The sequence below is a fragment of the Pseudomonas sp. AN3A02 genome (genome assembly GCF_011765255.1).
In the GTDB taxonomy this organism is placed as follows: domain Bacteria; phylum Pseudomonadota; class Gammaproteobacteria; order Pseudomonadales; family Pseudomonadaceae; genus Aquipseudomonas.
Window position 1 is genome coordinate 273,415 of the sequence record NZ_JAARNI010000002.1, and the last position, 24,389, is coordinate 297,803.

The 24,389-nt window shown below is 60.0% G+C and carries 22 protein-coding genes, 2 tRNA genes and 1 pseudogene; 11 read left to right on the top strand and 14 right to left on the bottom strand.

Going from position 1 to position 24,389, the window contains the following annotated elements:
• Positions 1 to 166: 166 nt before the first annotated feature.
• From HBJ59_RS10960 to HBJ59_RS10970, 3 genes are all read left to right on the top strand, one after another.
• Complete coding sequence (locus HBJ59_RS10960; protein ID WP_167663555.1) at positions 167 to 685, top strand: sigma-70 family RNA polymerase sigma factor; 519 nt, start codon at positions 167 to 169, stop codon at positions 683 to 685.
• A gap of 7 nt (positions 686 to 692) precedes the next feature.
• On the top strand, positions 693 to 1,673 hold the full coding sequence (locus HBJ59_RS10965) for a FecR family protein (RefSeq protein WP_167663556.1): 981 nt from the start codon (positions 693 to 695) through the stop codon (positions 1,671 to 1,673).
• A gap of 77 nt (positions 1,674 to 1,750) precedes the next feature.
• Positions 1,751 to 4,174, top strand: a complete 2,424-nt coding sequence (locus HBJ59_RS10970; RefSeq protein WP_167663557.1) for a TonB-dependent siderophore receptor — start codon at positions 1,751 to 1,753, stop codon at positions 4,172 to 4,174.
• Between the two features lie 148 nt (positions 4,175 to 4,322).
• Here the strand turns inward: HBJ59_RS10970 and HBJ59_RS10975 are convergent.
• Together HBJ59_RS10975 and HBJ59_RS10980 are read right to left on the bottom strand one after the other, a co-directional pair.
• A tRNA-Asp gene (locus tag HBJ59_RS10975) sits at positions 4,323 to 4,399 on the bottom strand.
• A gap of 20 nt (positions 4,400 to 4,419) precedes the next feature.
• A tRNA-Val gene (locus HBJ59_RS10980) sits at positions 4,420 to 4,495 on the bottom strand.
• A gap of 161 nt (positions 4,496 to 4,656) precedes the next feature.
• On the opposite strand from HBJ59_RS10980, the gene rdgC reads away from it, so the two are divergent.
• Positions 4,657 to 5,577, top strand: a complete 921-nt coding sequence (gene rdgC / locus HBJ59_RS10985; protein ID WP_008430455.1) for a recombination-associated protein RdgC — start codon at positions 4,657 to 4,659, stop codon at positions 5,575 to 5,577.
• 13 nt (positions 5,578 to 5,590) lie between these two features.
• Here rdgC and HBJ59_RS31840 read toward each other — a convergent pair.
• Positions 5,591 to 5,671 (bottom strand): annotated as a pseudogene (locus tag HBJ59_RS31840) (outer membrane lipoprotein carrier protein LolA); the annotation flags it as partial.
• Positions 5,672 to 5,731: 60 nt separating this feature from the next.
• On the opposite strand from HBJ59_RS31840, the gene HBJ59_RS10990 reads away from it, so the two are divergent.
• Entirely contained in the window at positions 5,732 to 6,697 is a 966-nt protein-coding gene (locus HBJ59_RS10990; protein ID WP_167663558.1) for a bile acid:sodium symporter family protein, read from the top strand.
• Positions 6,698 to 6,802: 105 nt separating this feature from the next.
• On the top strand, positions 6,803 to 7,117 hold the full coding sequence (gene sugE, locus HBJ59_RS10995; RefSeq protein WP_003190128.1) for a quaternary ammonium compound efflux SMR transporter SugE: 315 nt from the start codon (positions 6,803 to 6,805) through the stop codon (positions 7,115 to 7,117).
• Between the two features lie 102 nt (positions 7,118 to 7,219).
• On the opposite strand, the gene HBJ59_RS11000 is transcribed toward sugE, so the two are convergent.
• From HBJ59_RS11000 to HBJ59_RS11015, 4 genes are all read right to left on the bottom strand, one after another.
• Entirely contained in the window at positions 7,220 to 9,094 is a 1,875-nt protein-coding gene (locus HBJ59_RS11000; RefSeq protein WP_167663559.1) for an MFS transporter, read from the bottom strand.
• Between the two features lie 69 nt (positions 9,095 to 9,163).
• Positions 9,164 to 10,318 (bottom strand): TDT family transporter, encoded by a 1,155-nt coding sequence (locus tag HBJ59_RS11005; RefSeq protein ID WP_167663560.1) that lies wholly within the window; start codon positions 10,316 to 10,318, stop codon positions 9,164 to 9,166.
• 106 nt (positions 10,319 to 10,424) lie between these two features.
• A complete protein-coding gene (locus HBJ59_RS11010; protein ID WP_076015276.1) occupies positions 10,425 to 10,736 on the bottom strand; it encodes a cupin domain-containing protein in 312 nt (103 codons plus the stop codon).
• A gap of 41 nt (positions 10,737 to 10,777) precedes the next feature.
• Positions 10,778 to 11,971, bottom strand: a complete 1,194-nt coding sequence (locus HBJ59_RS11015; protein WP_167663561.1) for an MFS transporter — start codon at positions 11,969 to 11,971, stop codon at positions 10,778 to 10,780.
• Positions 11,972 to 12,062: 91 nt separating this feature from the next.
• Between HBJ59_RS11015 and HBJ59_RS11020 the strand changes: the two genes are divergently transcribed.
• Positions 12,063 to 12,608 (top strand): TetR/AcrR family transcriptional regulator, encoded by a 546-nt coding sequence (locus HBJ59_RS11020; RefSeq protein WP_167663562.1) that lies wholly within the window; start codon positions 12,063 to 12,065, stop codon positions 12,606 to 12,608.
• Between the two features lie 816 nt (positions 12,609 to 13,424).
• Here the strand turns inward: HBJ59_RS11020 and HBJ59_RS11025 are convergent.
• The 4 genes from HBJ59_RS11025 to HBJ59_RS11040 form a co-directional block, all read right to left on the bottom strand.
• Positions 13,425 to 14,204 carry an ABC transporter permease gene (locus tag HBJ59_RS11025; protein WP_076015273.1) on the bottom strand — a complete coding sequence of 260 codons (780 nt, stop codon included), beginning with the start codon at positions 14,202 to 14,204 and terminating at the stop codon, positions 13,425 to 13,427.
• The gene (locus HBJ59_RS11030) at positions 14,201 to 15,133 is read right to left on the bottom strand and encodes an ABC transporter ATP-binding protein (protein ID WP_076015272.1); all 933 of its coding nucleotides are present in this window, start codon (positions 15,131 to 15,133) and stop codon (positions 14,201 to 14,203) included. The genes HBJ59_RS11025 and HBJ59_RS11030 overlap by 4 nt, the downstream gene beginning before the upstream one ends.
• Before the next feature lie 135 nt (positions 15,134 to 15,268).
• Positions 15,269 to 15,892 carry a glutathione S-transferase family protein gene (locus HBJ59_RS11035; RefSeq protein WP_076015271.1) on the bottom strand — a complete coding sequence of 208 codons (624 nt, stop codon included), beginning with the start codon at positions 15,890 to 15,892 and terminating at the stop codon, positions 15,269 to 15,271.
• Between the two features lie 57 nt (positions 15,893 to 15,949).
• Complete coding sequence (locus HBJ59_RS11040) at positions 15,950 to 16,609, bottom strand: transglutaminase family protein (RefSeq protein WP_167663563.1); 660 nt, start codon at positions 16,607 to 16,609, stop codon at positions 15,950 to 15,952.
• 192 nt (positions 16,610 to 16,801) lie between these two features.
• On the opposite strand from HBJ59_RS11040, the gene HBJ59_RS11045 reads away from it, so the two are divergent.
• On the top strand, positions 16,802 to 19,249 hold the full coding sequence (locus tag HBJ59_RS11045) for an acyl-CoA dehydrogenase (RefSeq protein WP_167663564.1): 2,448 nt from the start codon (positions 16,802 to 16,804) through the stop codon (positions 19,247 to 19,249).
• 74 nt (positions 19,250 to 19,323) lie between these two features.
• Positions 19,324 to 19,731, top strand: a complete 408-nt coding sequence (locus tag HBJ59_RS11050; RefSeq protein ID WP_003217220.1) for a PA2817 family protein — start codon at positions 19,324 to 19,326, stop codon at positions 19,729 to 19,731.
• A 106-nt stretch (positions 19,732 to 19,837) separates the two neighbouring features.
• Here the strand turns inward: HBJ59_RS11050 and HBJ59_RS11055 are convergent, their stop codons facing one another.
• Positions 19,838 to 20,770 carry a LysR family transcriptional regulator gene (locus HBJ59_RS11055; protein ID WP_076015268.1) on the bottom strand — a complete coding sequence of 311 codons (933 nt, stop codon included), beginning with the start codon at positions 20,768 to 20,770 and terminating at the stop codon, positions 19,838 to 19,840.
• A 91-nt stretch (positions 20,771 to 20,861) separates the two neighbouring features.
• On the opposite strand from HBJ59_RS11055, the gene HBJ59_RS11060 reads away from it, so the two are divergent.
• Positions 20,862 to 21,488 carry an alanyl-tRNA editing protein gene (locus HBJ59_RS11060; RefSeq protein ID WP_167663565.1) on the top strand — a complete coding sequence of 209 codons (627 nt, stop codon included), beginning with the start codon at positions 20,862 to 20,864 and terminating at the stop codon, positions 21,486 to 21,488.
• A gap of 180 nt (positions 21,489 to 21,668) precedes the next feature.
• Here the strand turns inward: HBJ59_RS11060 and HBJ59_RS11065 are convergent, their stop codons facing one another.
• Both HBJ59_RS11065 and HBJ59_RS11070 read right to left on the bottom strand, forming a co-directional pair.
• Positions 21,669 to 23,237: an alkaline phosphatase gene (locus tag HBJ59_RS11065; protein WP_167663566.1), complete on the bottom strand. Its 1,569-nt coding sequence runs from the start codon at positions 23,235 to 23,237 to the stop codon at positions 21,669 to 21,671.
• On the bottom strand, positions 23,237 to 23,791 hold the full coding sequence (locus HBJ59_RS11070) for a GNAT family N-acetyltransferase (protein ID WP_167663567.1): 555 nt from the start codon (positions 23,789 to 23,791) through the stop codon (positions 23,237 to 23,239). Before HBJ59_RS11070 ends, HBJ59_RS11065 begins: the two co-directional genes overlap by 1 nt.
• Before the next feature lie 189 nt (positions 23,792 to 23,980).
• Here HBJ59_RS11070 and HBJ59_RS11075 point away from each other — a divergent pair, with 189 nt between their 5' ends.
• Positions 23,981 to 24,388: a biopolymer transporter ExbD gene (locus tag HBJ59_RS11075; protein WP_017480231.1), complete on the top strand. Its 408-nt coding sequence runs from the start codon at positions 23,981 to 23,983 to the stop codon at positions 24,386 to 24,388.
• Position 24,389 lies beyond the last annotated feature (1 nt).

The window sequence follows — 24,389 nt, forward strand, 5'->3', positions numbered from 1 at the left end:
TTTCGTAATGTCATGATTTAAATGCAATTTATTCAAAATATTTTGCCTTCAACCCTGCGAACCCCGCAAAACCGGCGTTTTGGACGCAAACGCGAGTCTATTGCGTTTGCACAAGCCTTGGCCCCACAATTAACAATTATTCTCAATAACACCTGAGCTGCGCCTTATGTCTGTGGGTGAACCGCCGTTCCAACGGGAGATTACCGAGCTGTACAGCGAGCATCACGGCTGGCTGTTCACTTGGTTGCGCCGAAAACTGGGCTGTACCCACAACGCCGCCGACGTGGCGCAGGACACCTTTGCACGGATTCTGCACGCACGGGAGTCGGTGACCGGCATCCGCGAGCCCCGCGCCTATTTAAGCACCACCGCCAGGCGGCTGATCATCGACCAGGCCCGGCGCAAGCAGATTGAGCACGCCTACCTTCAGGAATTGATGCTGACGGTGGAAACCCTGGAAGGTTTTCAGTCGCCGGAACAGATCCACACCACCCTGGAAGCCCTTGAGCACATCGCCTTCATTCTTGAAGGCATGCACGACAATGTGCGTCAGGCGTTTGTGCTGTATTACCTCGAAGACCTCACCCAGCAGCAAATCGCCCGCCACCTGAAATTGTCGGAACGTACGGTACGCAAGTATTTGATCCAGGCCCTGCTGCATTGCAGCCACAGCGTGGATATCTGAACCGCACATGCCCGACTCCCGCCAACAGATCGACGAACAAGCCGCCGAATGGATGATTCGTCTGCACGAAGGCGAATTGACCGAGGCCCAGCGGCAGGCGTTCGAGCGCTGGAAGCAGCAAAGCCCGCAACACGCGGCTTCAGCGGCGCGCATGGAAGACGTGATTGCGCGAGTGCAGGCCCTGCGTGGGCGAAAAGCACCGGCCCGGGCGGCCTTGAGTGCGGCCTTTCCTCGGCAGGGGAAAGCCCGCAAAAATTACGTCCGCGCGTTGGTATTGGCCTGCAGCCTGGCCCTTCCCGCCGCAGCGCTGCTCTACAGCCCTTATCCGCAACAGTGGATGGCCGATGTGCACAACGGCCCCGGCGAATGGAAAACCCTGCGCCTGGCAGACGGTTCCACGCTGACCTTGAACGGCATCAGTGCGGCGAACCTGTATTTCGACAGCCGGCAGCGGCGCATTGAACTGCTACAAGGCGAGATCCTGGTGGAAGTGGCCCACGACGGCGACCGTCCGTTTGTGGTGCAGACGACCCAGGGCACCCTGCGTGCGTTGGGCACACGGTTTGTGGTCAGGCGCGAAGATGACGTCACTGTGCTGAGCATGCTCGAATCCCGCGTTGCCGCCCAAAGCGCGAATGGCCAGCAGACGCTGGAAGTGGACGCAGGCTCGCAGGCGCGGCTCAGCATGGATGCCGTGCGCCTCTCCGGCAGCATCGATACGGCGAGCATCAATGGGGCCTGGCGCCGCCATCAACTGGTGGTCGACAACCGGCCGTTGCCGGAAGTGCTGGATGAGATCGCCCGTCACCGTTCGGGCCACTTGCAGTTTGATCGAGCCGCACTGGCGAACCTCAAGGTCTCGGCGGTACTTCCCTTGGATGACACCGACCGCACCTTGCAGATGCTGGCTCAAACCCTGCCGATCAAGCTGAAAACCTTTACCCCATGGCTGATAATTGTCAGCCCGGATACCGAGAGCAAAAAATAATTATTCGCATTGCTTCCGCTTTTTTTCGGGTTGCCCGTCAAGGAAGGTATATCGATGACTAAAGGACTGCCCTCACCATGCCCTTCCCTTCCAAGCCTCGCAGACGCCTGCTGAGTAGCGCGCCGCTGACCCTCACACTACTCGCGACGACGCTGCTCAATACCCACTTGGCCCAGGCCGAGACGGTAAACGTTGCGGCCCAAGCCTACGACATACCTGCAGGGCCGCTGGGCGCCACACTCAACCAGTTCGCCCAGCAAGCGGGCGTAGCCATTGTGTTCCAGTCCCAGAATCTGCAGGGGCTGAATGGGCCGGGGTTGAAAGGCACTTATAGCGTGGACGCAGGGTTCGACAGGCTGTTACAGGGCAGCGGCTATCGCGTGATCAAAAGTGATCAGGTGTACGCGCTGGAAGCTAACCCCGCGGCTACCGATGCCATGGAACTGGGCCCGACGCAGGTAAGCGCCAACCAGCTGGGCAACGTTACCGAAGGCACTGATTCCTACACTCCCGGCAGCATCGCGACGGCGACGCGGCTGGTGCTGACTCCCAAGGAAACCCCGCAATCGGTGACCGTCGTCACCCGCAAACACATGGATGACTTCGGTCTGAATAACGTCGACGACGTGATGCGCCACACCCCGGGCATCACCGTGTCGGCCTTCGACACCGATCGCACCAACTACTACGCCCGCGGTTTCTCCATCAACAACTTCCAGTACGATGGCATTCCTTCCACCGCGCGCAACGTCGCCTATTCAGCGGGTAATACCCTGAGCGACATGGCGATCTATGATCGGGTCGAAGTGCTTAAAGGCGCCACGGGTCTGCTCACCGGTGCCGGCTCGCTGGGCGCCACGATCAATCTGGTGCGCAAGAAACCCACGGCTGACTTCCAGGGCCATGCCAGCCTCGGCGCGGGCTCTTGGGACAACTATCGCAGCGAACTGGACGTCAGCGGCCCGATGACCGAAAGCGGCAACGTGCGTGGCCGGGCCGTCGCGGCGTATCAGGACAAGCGCTCGTTCATGGACCGTTACTCGCGCAAAAGCCCGGTGTACTACGGCATCATGGAGTTCGACCTGTCCCCAGACACGATGCTGACCGTGGGCGGCGATTATCAGGACAGCCTGCCCACCGCCTCAAGCTGGTCCGGCAGCTTCCCGCTGATCAACGCCAATGGCGATCGCAATAGCGTAAAGCGCTCGTTTAACAACGCGGCCAATTGGAGCAGTTGGGAGCAATACACCCCCACCGCCTTCGCCATGCTCGAGCATGACTTGGGTAATGGCTGGGTCACCAAGTTGCAACTGGATCACAAGATCAACAGCTACCACGCGCTGATGGGCTCGATCCAGGGCGATGAGCCACGGGCAGATGGCACCGCACATATCACTTCGGGCAAATACACCGGGGAGACTGTCAGCGACTCCGCCGACCTGTATGCCAGCGGCCCGTTCAGCTTGGGCGGCCGCGAGCATGAGCTGGTGGTGGGCGGCTCCATCGGCATTTCGGACTGGAACGGCAAGGGTTACTGGAACCTCACCCCCAACATGGTGGACTTCAATAACTGGCACGGCCACGCCACCCAACCCGATTGGGGCGCGCCGCAGCAATATATCGACGACACCATTCGCCAGACCGGCGCCTATATGACCACGCGCCTGAACCTGGCCGATGACCTGAAGCTGCTGCTCGGTGGCCGCGTGGTCAATTACCACCTGACCGGCAATAACCCGTCCTACCGCGAGACCGGACGCTTCGTACCCTATGTCGGCGTGGTGTACGACCTGAATGACACCTACTCGGTCTACGCCAGCTACACCGATATCTTCATGCCCCAGGAGAACTACAACCGCGACCGGCAAAACCAGTTGCTTGAGCCGGACGAAGGCCAAAACTACGAGCTGGGCATGAAGGCTGATTTCTTCGACGGACGCCTGAACGCCAGCGCGGCGTACTTCGAGATCCATGAAAACAATCGGGCCGTTTCCGACGACGACTACAACAACCTGAAACCTACGCCGCAGAACTATGCCTATAAAGGCACGAAGGCCGTGACCAAGGGCTACGAGCTTGAAGTGTCCGGCGAGTTGAGCCCGGGCTGGCAGATTCAGGCCGGCTACACGCACAAGGTGGTGCGTGACGACCAGGACCTGAAGATTTCCACGTTCGAGCCTGAAGACCAGATCAAGCTGTACACCACTTATAAGCTCAAAGGGGACCTGGACAAGCTGACCGTCGGCGGTGGCGTACGCTGGCAAAGCGTGGGTTGGCAGGACATCTACAACAACCCCCATGGCGGTTATGAAGAATTCTCCCAGGAGGCATACTGGCTGGTGGACCTGATGACCCGCTACCAGATCACCAAGAACGTGTCGGCGACGCTGAACGTCAACAACATCTTCGACAAGTCCTACTACACCAACATCGGTTTCTATAACTCCGCGGCTTATGGTGAGCCGCGCAACTTTATGGTCACCACCCGCTGGGATTTCTAAACCCAATAAAAAAACGCCCCCGATCACTGCACATGATCGGGGGCGCTTTTTAGACCGGCGGTTTTGGCAAACCCCAGACAGCAAAAAGCCCGCTCAATGAGCGGGCTTCCTGTGGTACCTGGCGTTCAGCGTTCCAGGTGACCGAATATGGCGCAGCGGACGGGACTCGAACCCGCGACCCCCGGCGTGACAGGCCGGTATTCTAACCGACTGAACTACCGCTGCGCGTAACACTAAAAAGCGAATGGTGGGTGATGACGGGATCGAACCGCCGACATTCTGCTTGTAAGGCAGACGCTCTCCCAGCTGAGCTAATCACCCTTCACTTTCGGTGTGGCGCGCATTCTACGGAGCGACCCATGGTCTGGCAAGCACTTTCTTAAATAATTTTTTTCAGGCCTTCCAATGGCTTAGCGAGGGTTGGCCTATGGCGCCATGAGGAGAATAATGCCCCCCTTTGTATATAAGGAGAGACTCACCCCATGTGGTTCAAAAACCTGCTTATCTATCGCCTGACCCAAGATCTGCCTGTTGATGCCGAGGCGTTGGAAACTGCACTGGCCACCAAACTGGCGCGCCCTTGTGCAAGCCAGGAGTTGACCACTTACGGTTTCGTCGCCCCTTTCGGTAAAGGCGAAGACGCGCCACTGGTACACGTCAGCGGTGATTTCCTGCTGATCGCTGCGCGCAAGGAAGAACGTATCCTGCCGGGTAGCGTGGTGCGTGATGCGGTGAAGGAAAAGGTCGAAGAGATCGAAGCCGAGCAAATGCGCAAGGTCTACAAAAAGGAACGCGACCAGATCAAGGATGAAATCATCCAGGCCTTCCTGCCGCGGGCGTTTATCCGTCGCTCGTCGACCTTTGCCGCCATCGCGCCGAAACAGGGCCTGATCCTGGTGAACTCCGCCAGCCCGAAACGCGCCGAAGACCTGCTGTCCACCCTGCGTGAAGTGATCGGCACCCTGCCGGTACGTCCGCTGACCGTGAAAACCGCGCCAACCGCGATCATGACCGACTGGGTCACCACCCAGAAGCCGGCCGATGACTTCTTCGTCCTCGACGAATGCGAACTGCGCGACACCCACGAAGACGGCGGCATCGTGCGCTGCAAACGCCAGGACCTGACCGGCGAAGAGATCCAACTGCACCTGACCACCGGCAAAGTCGTGACCCAATTGTCCCTGGCCTGGCAGGACAAGCTGTCCTTCATGCTGGACGACAAAATGACCGTCAAGCGCCTGAAGTTCGAAGACCTGCTGCAGGATCAGGCGGAACAGGACGGCGGCGACGAAGCACTGGGCCAACAGGACGCCAGCTTTACCCTGATGATGCTGACGTTTGGTGACTTCCTGCCGGCGTTGGTGGAAGCACTGGGTGGCGAAGAGACCCCACAAGGCATCTAAAGCCTCACCGCTTCACTGTAGGAGCGAGCTTGCTCGCGAAGGACCTGAGAGCGCCGCGGTCATCCAGAATGCCCGCGTCATCGTTAACGTCCATCGCGAGCAAGCTCGCTCCTACAGAGGTATCCGCACCTCTCTAATAAAAAAGGACTCCCCCATGCGCGCACTCGCCGCCTTGAGCCGTTTCGTCGGCAATACCTTCGCCTACTGGGTGCTGATTTTTGCCGTGGTTGCGTTCCTGCAACCCGCCTGGTTTATCGGCCTGAAAGGCGCCATCGTGCCGCTGTTGGGCCTGGTGATGTTCGGCATGGGGCTGACCCTCAAACTTGAAGATTTCGCTGAAGTCGCGCGCCACCCGTGGCGCGTGGCATTGGGTGTGGTCGCGCATTTCGTGATCATGCCCGGCGTGGCCTGGCTGCTGTGCCAGGTCTTTCACCTGCCGCCGGAAATTGCCGTCGGCGTGATCCTCGTCGGCTGCTGCCCCAGCGGCACGTCCTCCAACGTCATGACCTGGCTGGCCCGGGGCGACCTGGCGCTGTCGGTGGCCATCGCCGCCGTCACTACCCTCCTCGCCCCGCTGCTGACGCCCGCGCTGATCTGGCTGCTGGCCTCGGCCTGGTTGCCGGTGTCGTTCATGGAGTTGTTCTGGTCGATCCTGCAAGTGGTGCTGTTGCCGATCGTGCTCGGTGTGGTGGCGCAGCGGTTGCTGGGCGCCCGGGTACGTCACGCGGTGGAGGTATTGCCGCTGGTGTCGGTGGTCAGCATCGTGGCGATCGTCGCCGCCGTGGTGGCGGCCAGCCAGGCGAAGATAGCCGAGTCGGGCCTGCTGATCATGGCGGTGGTGATCCTGCATAACACCTTTGGTTTCCTGCTGGGTTACTTCACCGGCCGCGTGTTCGGCCTGCCGCTGGCGCAACGCAAATCCCTGTCGCTGGAAGTGGGCATGCAGAACTCCGGCCTGGGCGCCGCGTTGGCGAGTGCGCATTTTTCGCCGCTGGCTGCGGTGCCGAGTGCGCTGTTCAGCGTCTGGCACAATATTTCCGGGGCTTTGTTATCGACGTACTTCCGGCGGATGAGCGAAAAGGAAGATCGCGAACTGTTGGCGAGCAAGTCCGAAACTTGATCACCTGATCAATATTCGGCACTCTACCGGGCTTCGCGGGGACGACCTCGCGACGCAATCAAGCGATTAATCCGGGGACGACCCCACCTTGGAAGGGAGGTCATCATGTCCTGGATCATTCTGTTTTTTGCCGGACTGTTTGAAGTCGGCTGGGCCGTCGGACTGAAGTACACCGACGGTTTCAGCAAGCCACTGCCCACGGCCCTGACGATTGCCGCCATGGCCGTCAGCCTCGGGCTACTGGGGCTGGCCATGAAGGAACTGCCACTGGGTACCGCCTATGCCATCTGGACCGGAGTCGGTGCAGTGGGCACGGTGATTGCCGGGATTATCCTGTTCGGAGAATCCATGGCGTTGTTTCGCCTGGCCAGTGTGGCGTTGATTATCTGCGGGCTCATTGGGCTCAAGATCAGCGCTTAGGCCACTACCGCCTTCGCGAGCAAGCCCGCTCCCACATTTGGAATGCGTTCCAAATGTGGGAGCGGGCTTGCTCGCGAAGAGGCCCTCAAACACACCAAAAAACTACCTGACACCGCCGCGCAATTCCCCCACCAACCCATGCAACGCCTCAGGCGTCGCCGCCTCCACCGTCACCGGCGCACCGGCCACCAAGGTCACCCGCGACCAGATCCGGTGAAAGAAGCCCTTGTTCGGGTCACGACTGAAGAAACTCCCCCACAACCCCTGCAACGCCATCGGAATCACCGGCACCGGCGTTTCTCCAAGAATCCGCGTCACGCCGCTTCGGAATTCACTCATCTCGCCATCGGAGGTCAGCTTGCCTTCCGGAAAGATGCACACCAGTTCACCGTCTTTCAGATAGTGAGCAATCCGCTGGAACGCCTTTTCGTAGATCTGGATGTCCTCATGCCGCCCGGCAATCGGAATCGCTCCGGCGGTACGGAAGATGAAATTCAGCACCGGCAGACGGTAGATCTTGTAGTACATGACAAAGCGAATCGGCCGACGCACCGAACCGGCAATCAACAGCGCGTCGACAAATGACACGTGATTGCACACCAGCAATGCCGCGCCCTCGTCCGGGATCAGTTCAAGGTTCTTATGCTCGACCCGGTACATGGAATGGCCGAGCAGCCAGATCATGAAACGCATGGTGAATTCGGGCACGATCTTGAAGATGTAGGTGTTGACTGCGATGTTCAGCAGCGACACCACCAGGAACAACTCGGGGATCGTCAGCTTGGCCATGCTCAGCAAGACGATCGACACAATCGCCGAGACCACCATGAACAACGCATTGAGAATGTTGTTGGCCGCGATCACCCGCGCCCGTTCGTTCTCGGCGGTGCGCGACTGGATCAGTGCGTACAGCGGCACGATATAGAAACCACCGAATACGCCGAGGCCGAGGATATCGAACAACACCCACCACGCTTGGCCGTAACTCAGCACGGCGATCCAGTCATTCGCCTGGACGTTCTGCGGGAAGCCGCCGGAATGCCACCACAGCAGCAGGCCGAACACGGTCAAACCGAACGAGCCGAACGGCACCAGGCCGATCTCGACTTTGCGCCCGGAGAGCTTCTCGCAGAGCATCGAACCCAGGGCGATGCCCACCGAGAACACCGTGAGGATCAGCGTGACCACGGTTTCGTCGCCGTACATCCACTCCTTCGCGTAGGCCGGGATTTGCGTCAGGTAGATCGCGCCGACAAACCAGAACCACGAGTTGCCGACAATCGAGCGCGACACCGCCGGCGTCTGCCCCAGGCCCAGCTTGAGGGTGGCCCAGGACTGGCTGAAGATGTTCCAGTTCAGGCGCATCTCGGGGCTGGAAGCCGCCGCGCGGGGAATGCTGCGGCTGGCCAGGTAACCCAGCACCGCGATGCCGACGATGGCGGTGGAGACTACCGGCGCGTAATGGGTGGAAGACATCATGATCCCGGCGCCGATAGTGCCGGCCAGAATCGCGAGGAACGTGCCCATCTCCACCAGGCCGTTGCCGCCCACCAGCTCATCTTCGTGCAGGGCCTGGGGCATGATCGAGTACTTCACCGGCCCGAACAGGGCCGAGTGGGTGCCCATGGCAAACAACGCCAGCAGCATCAGTTCCAGGTGGTTGAACATGAAGCCCACCGCGCCGACGGACATGATCACGATCTCGCCGATCTTGATCACCCGGATCAGCGCGTCCTTGTTGAACTTCTCGCCAAACTGCCCGGCCAGGGCCGAGAACAGGAAGAACGGCAGGATAAACAGCAAGGCGCAGAGGTTGACCCAGATCGAGCGGTCGCCCTCGATGGTCAGCTTGTAGAGAATCGCCAGGATCAACGACTGCTTGAAGATATTGTCGTTGAACGCCCCAAGGGACTGGGTGATGAAGAACGGCAGGAAACGCCGTTTGCGCAGCAATGTGAATTGCGAGGGGTGGCTCATCGTCCGTGTTCCTGCGTGGCCTGAAGACTGTTATTGGTTTTTCCAGGCCACGACTTTACCTAATCCCGCTTACTTATTCGCTAGTCCTGCAATGCACGGCGAAACAAAAAGCTCACCTTTATAGGCACCTTCCACCGTGCGCTTGGCAACGATCAGCCACATCAGCGCCAGCGCCGCCACCAGCACACTGCCGACGATACTGAAGAAACCCAGGTGCAAGGTGCTCGCCAGTTTCAGCGTGGCCAGCGAGTACACGCCCAACGGGAAGGTAAAACCCCACCAGCCAAGGTTGAACGGAATGCCGGCCCGCAGGTAACGCACGGTGATCAGCACCGCGATCAACATCCACCACAAGCCGAATCCCCACAGGGTGATCCCAGCCACCAGGCCAATGCCGTTGGCCATCTCGCCAACACCGGGCAAGCCATTTGCCGCAAAGATGGCCGGTGCATCACCGCCCAACACCAGCATGCCCAAGGCGCCGGTGCCGATGGGGCCGAGGGCCAGCCAGCTCGACGCGGCCATATTGGCGTGGGGCAGTTTATGCAGGGCCATGCGCAGCATCAGGATGGTCAGGATGCTGAACGCCACCGGCAGGGAAAACGCCCACAACACGTAGCTGGTCACCAGCATCACCAGTTGCGAATGGGCATCGGCCAGGTGCGGCGCGAGCAGGCCACCGCTGGCAGCGGCGACTTCAGCGGCCACCACCGGCAACAGCCATACGGCGGTCATCTGGTCGATGCTGTGTTCCTGGCGAGTGAACATCATGAACGGGATCAACACCCCGCAGGCCAGGGCCATCGCCACGTCCAGCCACCACAGCACTTCGGCCAGCTGCACCACGCCATCACCCCAGCGCGGCAGGCCGAATACCAGGAAGCCATTGATGATGGTCGCCAGGCCCATGGGAATGGTGCCGAAGAACATCGACACCGTGGAGTGCCCGAAAATACGCCGTGCCTCGTGGAAAAACATTACCCAGCGCGCCGCGTACAGCACGCTGAACAACACAAACAGGCCGATGGTAAACAGCCACATACCTTCGGCCACTGCGTGCAGCCCGGGTAGGTTGACCGGCAATTGCGCCAGCGCCAACGCCAGCACTCCGGTGCCCATGGTGGCGGCAAACCAGTTGGGGGTGAACTGGCGAATCACTTCCCGGGGACGGGTCAGGTGACTGAAAGGTTTCAAGCTGCTGTGAAGGGTATTGGGGCAAGTCATGGTGAATTCCTCTTCCTCGCATGAGGTTGAGACCATGGTAGAACCGAATCGAATATCTATATAACGGGTAATATCTCTAACTGTTATCTGCTTTGTAGATATGCAGTCAAACGCTGCCTTCGGATTCAATCACCAGGATCCGTGCCGGGCCCTGTGGATGGGCCACATGCTCGGTGCCGACGCTGGCGTAGAAGATGTCACCGACGTGCAGCAAGACGATCTGCTCGGTGCCGTTTTCGCGATAGTGCATCTGCACCTGGCCGTCGAGCACTACGAACACTTCTTCCCCGTCATTGACGTGCCAGCGGTACGGCTGGTCGGTCCAGTGCAACCGGGTGGTGATGCCGTTCATGTTGGCGATGTCCAGCGCCTCCCAGGCGCGGCTGCCGGTGAAGTCCTTGCTGCGGATGATCTTCATGTGTGAATCCCATAGCGTACGGTTGGCGGATTATTACCGAATCAATTACCCGCCGTCGCCCTGCTCCGCGCCAAATCCTGCAATAGCAACGCCACCAACGCACCGAGCGCCAATACGATCAGCACCACGCCGTAACCATCGGTAGTGGCAATCAAGCCGAAGGTGCGCGTCAAGTTGCCTGCCAACAGCGACGGCACGCAGAACGCCAGGTAACTCAGCACATAGAACGCCGACATCAAACCCGCCCGCTCATGGGGCAAGGCCAACGGTAAAACGCTGCGCAGTGCGCCGAGGAATCCCGAACCAAAGCCTGCGCCAGCGATCAGCGTGGCCATGAAGAACAGCGGCAGGCTGGCGCTATGAACGGCCGTGAGGATTAGCGCAACACCTACCGCCAACAACACGGCGCCCAATCGCAGGACCTTGTCTGCAGAGCGGTTGCGCAGACTGAAAATCATCACCGCCCCGCTCAGCGTCAGCACCGCGACCAGCCCGCCGCCGATCAGGTTCGAGGTGGACCCGGTCGCCGCCCGCACCAGCGAGGGCGCCAGGGACAGGTAAAAGCCGCCCATGGCCCACACCGCCACATCCACCGGCAACGAGATCCACAACGCACGACGCGCCTGGGGCGGCACATGCAAGGTGGGCCACAGCGAGGCCAGCGCGCCCGGAATCCGGCTGACCGTTTCCGGCAGGCGCCAGACGTAGAGTGCCTGCAGCATCATCAACACGAGCAGGGTCCAGTAAATCAACGTGGTCGGCATCGGCGCGAACTCCACCAGCAGGCTGCAGCCCATGGCGCCACAAGCCATGCCCAACAAAGGCGCTACGCTGTTGATCAACGGGCCTTGCTGGCGGTCGGTGTCGAGCAGCGCGGCGCCCAATACAGCGGTGGCCATGCCGGTGGCAAAACCTTGTACCGTGCGGGCGGCAATCAGCCAGCCGACGCTGTCGGCATTGATAAACAGCAGCATCGCCAGCATATCGAGGAGCAGCGCGGCAAAAATTACCGGTTTGCGTCCCAGGTGGTCCGACAGGGAACCTACGGTCAACAAGGCCGCCAGCAGACTCAAGGCGTAGACGCCGAACACCAGGGTCAGCATTGCCGCCGAAAAATGCAGGCCTTCCTGATAGAGGTGGTACAACGGCGTCGGCGCGCTGGAGGCGGCGAGGAACGTGAGCAAGGTGATCGCGAGAAACACCAGGCTGAAACGATGGGAAGTAACGCTGGACATGGGCACGCTCCGCTAAAGCTAATATTTTGCTTTTGCGGAGTGTGCTACTGGATGGCGCTTAAAGCAAATTCTTTGTGTTAAGGTTTTACGCATGGCGATAAAAGAAGGGCTCCGCCCGGGGGGCCGTAGTGCCCGGGTTCAGGAATCAGTGCATTCGGCGGTGCGTGAATTGCTCGACGAGCAGGACCGTTCCACTGTGACCGTGCCGCAGATAGCGACGCGCGCCGGGGTCACGCCCTCGACTATCTACCGCCGTTGGGGTGACCTTGCTGCGCTGTTGGCGGATGTCGCCATGGCTCGTCTGCGACCGGACAGTGAGCCGGCTGACACTGGCAGCCTGCGCGGAGACCTGCGGGCTTGGGGTGAGCAATATCGCGATGAAATGAGCTCGGATCTTGGTCGGGAGATGATGCGCGATGTGCAATGCAGTCAGGCGCCGGGGTATTGCGTGGGGATCCTTACCGGGCAGTTGGAGACGATCCTGGATCGCTATCCGGGCGACGCTGAAACTGCCCCCAGCGTGGATCGGCTGATCAACCTGATCGTTGCGCCCACCGTGTTTCGCAGTCTGTTTTCTACTGTACCGTTGGCGGTTGAGGAGCTGCATGAGCTGATTGAGTTGGCGTTGGGGGGGTGAGGTGGTTTTTGGGTTTGGGTGTATATCCGTTGCTGCGGTAACGGCCGCCTATGGTTCCGCTCTTACAGCGGCTCACTTTTGAAAAGCGCAAAAGTAAGCAAAACGCTCTTGCCCCACCACTCGGCACCTCGCCTAGGCTCGGTGTGCCCTCACTCCGGCTTTGGACCGTGGGCCGCCGTCATGGGCCATCCCTGGCCCAGCGCGGCTAACCCGGCGTCCTGCCGGGTTACCCACGCTCCAAAGCCTGCGTTCGGCCAGCGTGGTTTAACGGGGCGCCTAAGATCAAGATCAAAAGCAGATCAAGGGCACAGCGGCCTACAGGCCGGCTTGAGTGTGGTGAAGCAAAGGCTAAATCAAAAGCTAAAGCGGGCACGGTCCAAAATGTGGGAGCGGGCTTGCTCGCGAAGGTCGTTAACGATGACGCTGGCATTCTGGATGAACGCGGCGGTCTCAGGTTTTTCGCGAGCAAGCTCGCTCCTACAGAGAAGGAAGCCGGCCGGGAGGCCGCTGTGCTTTTGCTTTTGATCTTGATCTGACTGCCCCATTCAGCCCGAGGCCGAACGCAGGCAGTGCGGAGCGGGTAAACCGGCAGGACGCCGGTTTAGCCGCGCCGGGCCATGGATGGCCCGTCGCGGCGGCCCGCGTAGCAATGCCGGAGTGAGGGAACACCGAGCCTAGGCGAGGTGCCGACAGGCGGGGCAGAGCGTTTTGGTTACTTTTGCGCTTTTCAAAAGTGACCCGCTGTAAGAGCGGAACCCTAAGCGGCCGTTACCGAAGAAACGGATATGTACTCCCCCAAAAACGCAAAATCAACGCTTAGGTGCGCATCCCACGCCCACTCACCAGCAACCGCGCACACCCCACATACAGCACCACCGTCGCCACCAGCATAAACGTGATCGCCACACTGATCTTGATATCCGAAACGCCCAAGATCCCATAGCGAAACGCGTTAACCATGTGCAAAACCGGGTTAGCCAACGACACCGTCTGCCAGAACGGCGGCAGCAAGGTGATCGAATAAAACACCCCACCCAGGTACGTCAACGGCGTCAGCACAAACGTCGGAATAATCGAAATATCATCAAAGTTGCGCGCAAACACCGCGTTGATAAAGCCCAGCAACGAAAAGATCGTCGCCGTCAGCACCACCACCAGCAAGGTGATCCCCAGGTGATGCACCTGCAAATGGGTAAAGAACAACGACAGCATCGTTACTATCACCCCGACCATCAACCCGCGCAGCACGCCGCCCAGGGTGTAGCCGATCAGAATCGTATGGGGCGACACCGGCGACACCATCAATTCCTCGATGGAACGCTGGAACTTGCTGCCAAAGAAACTCGACACTACGTTGCCATAGGAGTTAGTGATCACCGACATCATGATCAACCCCGGCACGATGTATTCCATATAGGTGAAACCACCCATATCACCAATCTGCCGACCAATCAGGTTGCCGAAGATCACAAAGTACAAAACCATGGTAATCGCCGGCGGCAGCAGGGTTTGCGGCCAGATCCGGGTAAAGCGCTTCACTTCGCGGTAGACGATGGTCTGCAGCGCGACAAGGTTGGGTTGCAGTTCCGAACTCATACCGCCACCTTCGCCAGATTTTTCTCCACCAGGGACACGAACAACTCCTCAAGGCGATTGGTTTTGTTACGCAGGCTCAGCACTTCGATGTTCTGGGTGGCCAACTGGCCGAACAACGCGGTGATGCCCACGGCTTTGTCTACCTGGACTTCCAGGGTGTGGCTGTCCACCAGGCGATTCGGGTAGCCGATCAGCTGGGGCGCAACCGTCATGTCGTTTTTCAGGTCAAGCAGGAAGGTCTCGACGTGCAACTGGCTCAGCAGTGAACGCATGCTGGTGTTTTCGACGATGGTGCCGTGGTCGATGATGCCGATGTTGCGGCACAGCTGCTCAGCCTCTTCCAGGTAGTGGGTGGTGAGGATGATGGTGATGCCTTTCTGGTTCAGCTCGGTGAGGAAGGTCCACATCGAGCGACGCAGTTCGATGTCCACACCCGCTGTCGGTTCGTCGAGGATCAGCAGCCGCGGTTCGTGAACCAGGGCGCGGGCAATCATCAGACGGCGCTTCATGCCGCCGGACAGGGAGCGTGAAGGCACGTCGCGCTTGTCCCACAACCCCAGTTGCGTGAGGTATTGCTCGGCACGCTCTTTGGCGATCTTCGGCGGGATGCCGTAGTAACCGGCTTGGGTCACAACGATGTCGAAGGTCTTTTCGAACTGGTTGAAGTTGAACTCCTGGGGTACCACGCCAATGCTGCGCTTGAGCGCCGCCGGGGATTTATCCAGGTCGTGGCCAAAGATATTCACCGTGCCGCTGGTCTTGTTGACCAGGGTCGAGAGAATGCCGATGGTGGTGGATTTGCCGGCGCCGTTGGGGCCGAGCAAGGCGAAGAAATCACCTTCGGCGACGTCCAGATCGATACCACTCAGGGCCTGGAAACCGTTGCCGTAGGTTTTGGTTAGCTGCCGGATGGACAGAGCGGAACTCATATCGGATTACGCACCAAAGAAGAGGAATAGAATTGTTACATGAGGGCGGACCGCACGGAATACAACGGCTGCGCGTGACAAGCATGGTGCTTGTCCGCGCCGCACAAGTACAGTAACCCGTATTAATAGTGGGTATCAGGTCAACGCGGTCATGACCGCTTTTTGATAGGCCGGACGCTGGCGCAGGCGCTGGTACCAGGCCTCCAGGTTCGGCATCGACGGGCGTTCGATGGGCATCTCGAACCAGGCATAGATGAAACAGCCCAAGGGAATATCACCCATGCCGATCTCTTTGCCGGAGAGGTAAGGTTGCGTCGCCAAGGCCTGCTCGACGGTTTGCAGCACATCGATACAGGTTTGGCGCCCGGCGTGGATGGTGTCCCAGTTCTGCTTTTCAGCAGGGGTACGCAGCACGCCCCAGAACACGGTCTTGAAGGGTTCGGCCAGGGTCGAGGTGGTCCAGTCCATCCACTTTTCAGCGTTGGCGCGAGCTTGCAGGTCGCCGGGGTACCAATTCGAATCCGGTGCATGTTTGGCAGCCAGATAGCGCACGATGGTGTTGGATTCCCACAACACAAAGTCGCCATCTTCAATCATCGGCACGCGGCCATTGGGGTTCAGCGCGCGGTATTGCGGCGTGTCGACCACACCAAAAGCCCCGCCCGCATCAATTGCCTCATAGTCCAGGCCAAGCTCCTCGGCGCACCACAGTGCTTTCCTGACATTTGACGAATTTTTACGACCCCAGATTTTCAGCATGACCGCCCCGATTTTGAAAAAGATGGTTGGATGAATGCCGGGGCAGCATACGCCGGATCACGTCCGGCTTAAATCACTCTGCATGTCCCCCAGCAGCATCGGCATCTGCTCGCCAAACAGGTGTGGGTAACATTTCTGAATGTGGGCAAAGAAGAATTCTTCGGGCACCTCGGCGAATTGCCCATGGTCCACCACATACTCCATTGACCGCTGGCCCTTGCGATTGAAGGCGTGGAAGACACTGTCGTGGATGCCGTCGAACTCCAGGGGCGGCACGTCGAACAGCTCACACAGTTGCTGGTTGAACGCGGGCGTGGCCTTGACCCAACGGCCGTCCAGATACAGCTCGGTGTAGCCGTGCATGGCAAATACGTCACTTCTGAGCAGTTCAATCAAACGCGGCGTCGAGAGGTGGTTGCGCACGTCAGCCAGGCCGATGCGTGCCGGAATCCCGCAGTGCCTTGCACATGCCGCCAACAGCGTCGCCTTGGGCACGCAATAACTCTCGCCAGCCGCCAGGGCGAAGCTGCCGCTGAGGGTTTGCGGGTCGCGGCTGAACGTGTAGGGGTTGTAGCGCACCGCCTCGCGAACGGCATAGTAAAGACTGACTGCCTGGTCACGGGGCGCGGCACTCGAACCGCGATGTTTTTCGGCGAACTCCATCACCGCAGGGTGGTCACTATCGATGAAGCGGCCGGGATTCAAGTACGCATTCATGAGGTTAATCTCAGATAGCAAACCCTGAGTCTAACCACAGGCCTGCACCTGGGATAACGACGATTCGGCCAAATGTCGGCGCCTGGTGCTGATCATTGCCGGCACACCACGTAACACCCTCATCACCCCGCTTGTTCGGATGCCGACTAAGCTCTGAGGTGATTTCGCATCTGGTTTCACGGAGGATTGAATATGCTGTTGTTGTGGATACTGGTTCTGGTGGTGGGCATTGCCTACCTGGCGCACCGGCGCATCGCGCCCCTGCCCGCCATCGGCGTGGTCGCCGTCTACCTCTTGGCGATGGGCGCCTTCAGCCACGCACCAGGCTGGTTGCTGCTGATCTTCTGGGTGCTGATCGCCGTGGTGGCCGCCCCGCTGCTGCTGCCGGACCTGCGTCGCAAGTACTTCACCGCGCCGCTGTTCAACTGGTTCCAGAAAGTCCTGCCGCCGATGTCCGAGACCGAGCGCGACGCCATCGACGCCGGCACCGTGTGGTGGGATGGCGAGCTATTCAGCGGCCGCCCCGACTGGGACAAGCTGCTGGCCTATCCCAAGGCGCAACTGACCGAAGAAGAACAAGCCTTCATCGACGGTCCCACCGAAGAACTGTGCGCCATGGTCACCGACTGGGAAATCGGCCAGGCCATGGACCTGCCACCCGCCGCCTGGGATCACATCAAGCAGCATGGCTTTTTTGCCCTGATCATCCCCAAGGAATTCGGCGGCAAGGGTTTTTCCGCCTACGCCCACTCCCAGGTCGCGATGAAACTGGCGACCCGCAGCGGCGACCTCGCCTCCACGGTCATGGTGCCCAACTCCCTCGGCCCCGCCGAATTGCTGCTGCACTACGGCACCGATGAACAACGCAACCATTACCTGCCACGCCTGGCCCGTGGCGACGATATCCCGTGTTTTGCCCTGACCGGTCCACTGGCCGGCTCCGATGCCGGCTCCATGCCCGACACCGGGGTGATCTGCAAAGGCGAATGGGAAGGCAAGGAAACCCTCGGCCTGCGCCTGAACTGGGAAAAACGCTACATCACCCTCGGCCCGGTAGCGACCTTGCTTGGCCTGGCCTTCAAGGCCCACGACCCGGACCACCTGCTGGGCGACAAAGAAGACCTCGGCATCAGCCTCGCGCTAATCCCCACCGACACACCGGGCGTTGAAATTGGCCGCCGTCACCTGCCACTGGGTGCCGCGTTCATGAACGGCCCCAACTCCGGCAAGGACGTGTTCATTCCCCTGGAGTTCCTGATCGGTGGCCAGGAAATGCTCGGCAAGGGCTGGATGATGCTGATGAACTGCCTGTCGGTAGGCCGTTCGATTTCCCTGCCAGCAGTTGGCACCGGCGCGGCCAAGTTCACCAGCCTGGTGACCGGCCAATATGCCCAAGTGCGCGAGCAGTTCAACGTACCGCTGGCGGCCTTTGAAGGCATCCAGGAAGCCCTGGCCCGCATCGGCGGTAACGCGTGGCTGATGGACAGCGCGCGAATGCTCACCGCCAACGCCGTCGACCTGGGGGAAAAACCCTCGGTGCTGTCGGCGATCCTCAAGTACCACCTGACCGAACGCGGCCGCGAGTGCATCAGCCATGCAATGGACGTGCACGGCGGCAAGGGCATCATCATGGGGCCCAACAACTACTTGGGCCGCAGTTGGCAAGGCGCGCCGATCTTCATCACCGTGGAAGGCGCGAATATCCTCTCGCGCAACCTGATGATCTTCGGCCAGGGTGCGATTCGTTGCCATCCGTTCGTACTCAAGGAAATGGCCCTGGCCGGTCGCGAAGACCATGACCAGGCCCTTAAGGAATTCGACGGCCTGCTGCTGCAGCACATCGGGTTTGCCGTGAGCAACGCCGCCAGCACCCTGGTGCTGAACCTCGGTTTCGGCCACTTCGAAAAAGCCCCAGGCAACCGCTTGAGCCAAGGCTACTTCCGCGCACTCAACCGTCAGGCTGCTGCATTTGCGATGCTGGCGGACCTGAGCATGATGCTGCTGGGCGGCGAGTTGAAACGTCGCGAACGCCTGTCGGCACGCCTCGGTGATGTGCTGAGTCATATGTACCTGGCGTCGGCAGCGCTCAAGCGTTATCACGACCTGGATTCGCCAGACCACCTGGAACCGCTGTTCGCCTGGGCCATGGAAGAAAGCCTTGGCCACTCCGAGCGCGCACTGGATGAACTGCTGACCAACTTCCCGAACAAGGTGCTGGGTTGCCTGTTGCGGGTGATCGTGTTCCCGCTCGGTCGTCGCCATAAGGGCCCGTCCGATGCGCTGGATGCAGAAGTGGCCGCGGTGATTGGTCGCGCCAAGGGTGACCCGGCCCTGGAAGCAGTGCTGGCGGGCTGCTATCGCCCACAGTCCGCAGAAGATCCGGTGGGCGCCCTGCAACATGCCTACGACCTGTTGGCCGACAGCCACCCGTTGCAGAAAAAACTCCACGAAGGCCTCAAGAGCGGCCAGGTCAAACCGACCGCTGGCGAACATGCCATCGACGCCGCGCTGCATGCCGGCGTGCTGCAACCGGCCGAGGCACAAACCCTGCGTGACGCCGAAGCAGCGCGACGCAAGGTGATCGACGTCGATGATTTCAGCAAGGAAGAGCTGAGCCAGGCTGAGGGAAAAGTCCGCTGATCCCAGCGGTCATATAAAAACGGGCGCTTGAGCTATATACTCTCGCGCCCGTTTTGCTCTTGAGGACTTATCTCGTGTCCAATGTCGTTGCCGATCATCTCGTCTTGCTCGACCACCTGCGCAGCATCCTGGTTGCCGTCGGCGAAGCCGAACAGGTTCCCGAGGAAAGCCACCTTCTGTTCCTGGAGCGCTTCGATGAACTGCGCGCCCTGCTGCCGATCGACCCGATCGAAAGCCAGTACCTGGGCCAGGACATGATGAGCCAGGTCATCCTGCGCTACCCGCAAATTGCTCACTTGGTGCCGCGCGACCTGCTGTGGTTCTTCGGTGGCGACTGTCTGCACTTCATGCCCGACGACGAACTGGACCTGTACCAGGCCCTGGAAGAACGTCGCTTCGAAGCTGAACAGAACGACGAACCGTTCGACTGGAACCAGGAAAAGCAGTTGTTGGCCATGTCCAATGACCAGCCCAAGCACTAACACGGACCCACTGTAGGAGCGAGCTTGCTCGCGAAGAACTCAAAGGCGCCGCGTGCATTCAGGATGCACGCGTTATCGTTAACGTCCATCGCGAGCAAGCTCGCTCCTACAGTTTCTTCAGCGTTGGCTCTTTAGCCATGCACTCCACCAAATAATCAATAAACACCCGCAACTTCGGCGGCAGATACCGCGTCGGCGAATGCAGCAACCAGGCATCCCCGTGGTACGACGCGATAAAATCCCAACCCGGCAACACCTGCACCACCTCCCCCGCTTCCAGCGCATGCCGCGCCGTGAAATACGGCAAGCTGCCAATCCCCACGTGCTGCAACACCGCATCCAGCCGCACCCCGGTGTGATTGGCCGCATACCGCCCGCGCACCCCGACTGTCACCGCCTTGCTGCCCTGGCGAAACTTCCAGCGCGCATCCCCCGACGTCTCGCCCAGGTAGATGCAACTGTGCTCCAGCAAATCATGGGGATGCTGCGGCGTACCATGCTCGGCCAGATACTGCGGCGTGGCGCAGATCAAATGCTCGATTGGCAGCAATTGCCGCCCCACCAGGCCCGGCGGCGGGCTGTCGGTGATGCGGATGCTCAGGTCGACATTGTCATCAATCAGGTCAACATGCCGGTCCTCAAGGATCAATTGCACATCGACCTTGGGATAACGCCGCAGAAACTCCGGCATATGCGGATGCACCACAAACCGCCCCACCGCCTTGGGCACGCTGACCCGCACCAGCCCTTCGGCTTCATGGGTGTACTGCCCGCTGATCTCCATCACCGAACGCGCGGCGCTGACCATTTCCTGGCAGCGCTTGAATACCTCTTCGCCCCCTTCGCTGAGGCGCAACTTGCGTGTGGTGCGTTGCAGCAGGCGAGTCGCCAGGGCTTTTTCCAGGCGCGAGATGCTGCGGCTCACGGACGACGGCGATGCACCCAACTGCCGCGCGGCTTCTGAGAAGCTGCCGGTTTCCACCACCTTGACGAAAATCGCCATTTCACCGAGCAGTGGCAAGGGAAGATTGATGCTCATGACGCACAAGTCCATTGAGATTTGAACGGATTATCACCCATTGGCGCACTTCTTATACTGCCGGATCGAAACCCTGATGCGGATGTAGATGATGACCCAGCGCTTGTTTTTTACCCATGACCACCTGAATGCCGAACTTGAAGTGCTGGGATGCACGCCTTTTGATAACCAATTTGCAGTGACCCTGCAGTCAACGATCTTCCACCCCCAAGGTGGCGGCCAGCCTTGCGACACCGGCTGGCTGGGGGACAGCCAAGTGCTGAAGGTGGTGCAGGAAGGTGATCGTGTCGTGCATTACGTCGACCGCCCCGTAGCACCCGGCGTGATCCAGGCGCGCGTCGATGAAGACCGCCGCACCTTGCACACCCGCCTGCACTCAGCCGGGCACCTGATCGGCAATGCCGGCGAAACCCTGGGCTGGATGCCGATCAAGGCCCATCACTGGCCGGGCGAAGGCAAGATCACCTTTATTCGCGGCACGTCAGCCCAGGCCATGGACGCAGAGGTGATTCAGCGGCAAGTCGACCAATGGATCGCCGCCAACCTGCCGCGCCACATGGCGTTGGATGAAGGCACGCGGGAAGTGGGTTTTGGCGAGCTGCCGGCCTATGCCTGCGGCGGTACGCATGTGCAGGCATTGGGGGACGTGGGCCAGATAAAGATCCTGGCCCTTTCGGAAAAAAAAGGGGCACTGTCGGTGCGATACAGCCTGGATTGAGAAACCTCTTCTGGCTGGCAAACAACCTGTGGCGAGGGGGCTTGTCCCCCGTTGGGCTGCGCAGCGGCCCCAGAAGGCAATCAGCTTCCCTTCAGGCAGAGCCCGGCATGAGATTTTTGGGGCCGCTTCGCAGCCCAACGGGGGACAAGCCCCCTCGCCACAAAAGTCCTCCTCAGCTAGTCAAACCGCAATCGCCCCCGCCCTGCCCGGCTCCACCACGAACGACTTGAGGGTCGAGACGCTGGCATTCGGATCCTTCGGATCGGAAATCACCCGAAAGTGCGTCAGCATGCTCTTCTCCCCAAGCGCCACCGACACATAGCCGCGCTGGCGGCTGTCGAAAAACTTCACATGGGGATTGAGGGGCAGGATCGCATTGAACGCCTCAAACGGCGGCCCGTCAGAGGTCACCGACGTGCCGACAAACTCGGTAGCGACCACCGGCGAATCCAGATTCCCTCCATCAGCGTGCAGGTCCGTCGCCCAGAACGAGTGAATATCGCCGCCCCAGAACACCGGGTTATTCACCTTCCTGCGCACTATCGAAGCGAGTATCCGTTCACGGTTGGCCATGTAACCATCCCATCCATCGGTCCAGCGGCCAGGCTTGTGGTTGGTCAGGTCTCGTTGTGTGAGCGGCGCGACCAACAGGTCCTGGGCGATCACGTTCCATTGTGCCCGGGACTCGGCAAAGCCCTGATCCAGCCATGCTTCCTGCTCCCAGCCGAGCATGGTGCGGCGGGGATCGCGCAGGTCGGCACAGGTATTCGCGGCGACATGCCCCTTGTGGCTGCCATTGGCCAGAATGCACGGCTGCTCGGAGCGGTACTGGCGACCATCCAGCACATGGAAACGCGCCAGTCGGCCGTAATCCAAACGCCGATAAATGCGCATGTCCGGCCCTCGCGGCAAGCTGCTCAAGCGCAGCGGCATATGTTCATAGAACGCCTGATAGGCCGCCGCCCGCTGCTTGAGAAAACTCGCCACCGGAATGTTCGGGTCCTGGGACCACTGACTCGCGTAGTCGTTTTGCACTTCGTGATCGTCCCAAGTGACCACACTCGGCGCCGCGGCATGCAGTGCCTGCAAATCCGGATCGGTCTTGTACAGGGCGTAACGGTTGCGGTAATCCACCAGGTTCAGCGCATTGCCGCTGCCGTGGGGGCGAACGATCTTGCCGGAGTCGGCCGCGTAGGAACTGTCGTAGATGTAATCACCGAGGAAAAACACCAGGTCCGGCTGCTCGGCCGCCAAGTGACGATAGGCGCTGAAGTAGCCTCGCTCCCAATGGGAACAGGAGACAAAGCCCAATTGCGCCGACGCCATGGCATGCACCGTCGGGGCCGTGCGCGACTGCCCCACCGGGCTTTGCGCGCCGAGGCCTTCGAACTGGTACCAGTACGGTCGACCCGCTTCCAGCCCGGCGACTTCCACATGCACCGAATGGGCGAAACGCTCGCTGGCCATCACCTCGCCCTGGCGCACAATCCGCGTCATCGCCGCATCGCTGGCCACCTTCCAGCGCACCGGCACTGCTCGGTTCAATCCGCCGCGACCGTCTGCGGCATTGAACAACGGCGCGAGGCGCGTCCAGATCACGAAACCATCGGGCAACGGATCGCCTGAAGCCACGCCGAGGGTGAAGGGATAGTCAATGCCTGCACTGCGGGCAAAAGGACTGAGGATCGAAAACGCGGTGGCAACTGCAAGCCCGCCCAGTACGCGACGGCGGTCGTGATCGACGCTCATCAACCGCGCTCCGTCCAGTCGGCACGCACCAGGCCGTACAACAACATGTCCTCGTGGACCCCGTTCTTGAGGAAGGCGCCCTTCATGCACCCTTCGTAACCCAAGCCGATTTTTTCCATGACCCGAGCGGACCCTTTGTTACGGGCAAAGCACTGGCTGCCCACACGCTGCAGCGCCAATTCGCTAAACCCAAACGCCATGATCTGCGCCGCTGCTTCGGCGGCATAACCCTGGCTTCGACAATGGGCGGCCACCCAATACCCGAGGTGCCCACTCCTATGAGCCGCAGACAACCTGAGGCTGATCACGCCGATCAATTCGCCCGTTTCCCGCAAATGAATACCCAGCCCCAGTGAATGCCCCGAGCGGTAATTCTCTGCCTGGCCATCAATAAAGACGTGTGCGGTTTCCAAGGTGTAAGGCGATGGAATCGCAGCCGTGTTGTTCGCAATATCGGGACCGTTGGCCAGCACCGACAACGTCTCGGCCTGCTCCTTTTGCAGAGGCTTCAACAGCAGGCGCGGGGTGGATAAATGCGGCAGTGCAATGCTCATGCAGAGGGACTCGCGAAATAAATTCTCCAAGAATGTACTCGCGTCGTGTCAGTTTCATTACGTAGTTAAACAGACCCACGAGTCGTCTGTAAGACGCGTCCTAGAGCCTTAAAAGCTTAAATTAAAGTTAACCATTCGGTCATTTTTGGTTGCTAGCGTGTCGCCCCTAATCAACGGCGGGGTAGCGGAATGAGAACTTGGGATGAACCCAAAAAGCGCAAGGCACACATCGAACTGATCCCGATGATCGACGTGATGATGTTCCTGTTGGTGTTTTTTGTACTGGTGAGTTTGAACGTGATTCCGGCCCTGGGCATGAAGACTCAGTTGCCGAGCGCCAGCAGTTCACAACAGCTCAAGCCGCAAAATAAATTCATCCTGACCCTGGGTCTGGAAGGGCAGTTGCAGCTCGACGGCAAGGACATGAGCGTCGAGGCGTTGGTGCCGGCACTCAAGGCTGCCGAGAAGCCTGACACCAAGTCGACGATCATCGTCAACAGTGACAAAGGCGTCGAAGTTTCTCGCCTGGTCGAGGTGATGGACACCCTGCGCGTGGGTGGCTTTACCTCTGTCTCCATCGCCACGAAAAAGTCCTGAT

Excerpts from the sequence above, each read along its gene's own strand:
- HBJ59_RS10960 (WP_167663555.1), top strand. The coding sequence starts at position 167 with ATGTCTGTGGGTGAACCGCCGTTCCAACGGGAGATTACCGAGCTGTAC.
- HBJ59_RS10965 (WP_167663556.1), top strand. The coding sequence starts at position 693 with ATGCCCGACTCCCGCCAACAGATCGACGAACAAGCCGCCGAATGGATG.
- HBJ59_RS10970 (WP_167663557.1), top strand. The coding sequence starts at position 1,751 with ATGCCCTTCCCTTCCAAGCCTCGCAGACGCCTGCTGAGTAGCGCGCCG.
- rdgC (WP_008430455.1), top strand. The coding sequence starts at position 4,657 with ATGTGGTTCAAAAACCTGCTTATCTATCGCCTGACCCAAGATCTGCCT.
- HBJ59_RS10990 (WP_167663558.1), top strand. The coding sequence starts at position 5,732 with ATGCGCGCACTCGCCGCCTTGAGCCGTTTCGTCGGCAATACCTTCGCC.
- sugE (WP_003190128.1), top strand. The coding sequence starts at position 6,803 with ATGTCCTGGATCATTCTGTTTTTTGCCGGACTGTTTGAAGTCGGCTGG.
- HBJ59_RS11000 (WP_167663559.1), bottom strand. The coding sequence starts at position 9,094 with ATGAGCCACCCCTCGCAATTCACATTGCTGCGCAAACGGCGTTTCCTG.
- HBJ59_RS11005 (WP_167663560.1), bottom strand. The coding sequence starts at position 10,318 with ATGACTTGCCCCAATACCCTTCACAGCAGCTTGAAACCTTTCAGTCAC.
- HBJ59_RS11010 (WP_076015276.1), bottom strand. The coding sequence starts at position 10,736 with ATGAAGATCATCCGCAGCAAGGACTTCACCGGCAGCCGCGCCTGGGAG.
- HBJ59_RS11015 (WP_167663561.1), bottom strand. The coding sequence starts at position 11,971 with ATGTCCAGCGTTACTTCCCATCGTTTCAGCCTGGTGTTTCTCGCGATC.
- HBJ59_RS11020 (WP_167663562.1), top strand. The coding sequence starts at position 12,063 with ATGGCGATAAAAGAAGGGCTCCGCCCGGGGGGCCGTAGTGCCCGGGTT.
- HBJ59_RS11025 (WP_076015273.1), bottom strand. The coding sequence starts at position 14,204 with ATGAGTTCGGAACTGCAACCCAACCTTGTCGCGCTGCAGACCATCGTC.
- HBJ59_RS11030 (WP_076015272.1), bottom strand. The coding sequence starts at position 15,133 with ATGAGTTCCGCTCTGTCCATCCGGCAGCTAACCAAAACCTACGGCAAC.
- HBJ59_RS11035 (WP_076015271.1), bottom strand. The coding sequence starts at position 15,892 with ATGCTGAAAATCTGGGGTCGTAAAAATTCGTCAAATGTCAGGAAAGCA.
- HBJ59_RS11040 (WP_167663563.1), bottom strand. The coding sequence starts at position 16,609 with ATGAATGCGTACTTGAATCCCGGCCGCTTCATCGATAGTGACCACCCT.
- HBJ59_RS11045 (WP_167663564.1), top strand. The coding sequence starts at position 16,802 with ATGCTGTTGTTGTGGATACTGGTTCTGGTGGTGGGCATTGCCTACCTG.
- HBJ59_RS11055 (WP_076015268.1), bottom strand. The coding sequence starts at position 20,770 with ATGAGCATCAATCTTCCCTTGCCACTGCTCGGTGAAATGGCGATTTTC.
- HBJ59_RS11060 (WP_167663565.1), top strand. The coding sequence starts at position 20,862 with ATGACCCAGCGCTTGTTTTTTACCCATGACCACCTGAATGCCGAACTT.
- HBJ59_RS11065 (WP_167663566.1), bottom strand. The coding sequence starts at position 23,237 with ATGAGCGTCGATCACGACCGCCGTCGCGTACTGGGCGGGCTTGCAGTT.
- HBJ59_RS11070 (WP_167663567.1), bottom strand. The coding sequence starts at position 23,791 with ATGAGCATTGCACTGCCGCATTTATCCACCCCGCGCCTGCTGTTGAAG.
- HBJ59_RS11075 (WP_017480231.1), top strand. The coding sequence starts at position 23,981 with ATGAGAACTTGGGATGAACCCAAAAAGCGCAAGGCACACATCGAACTG.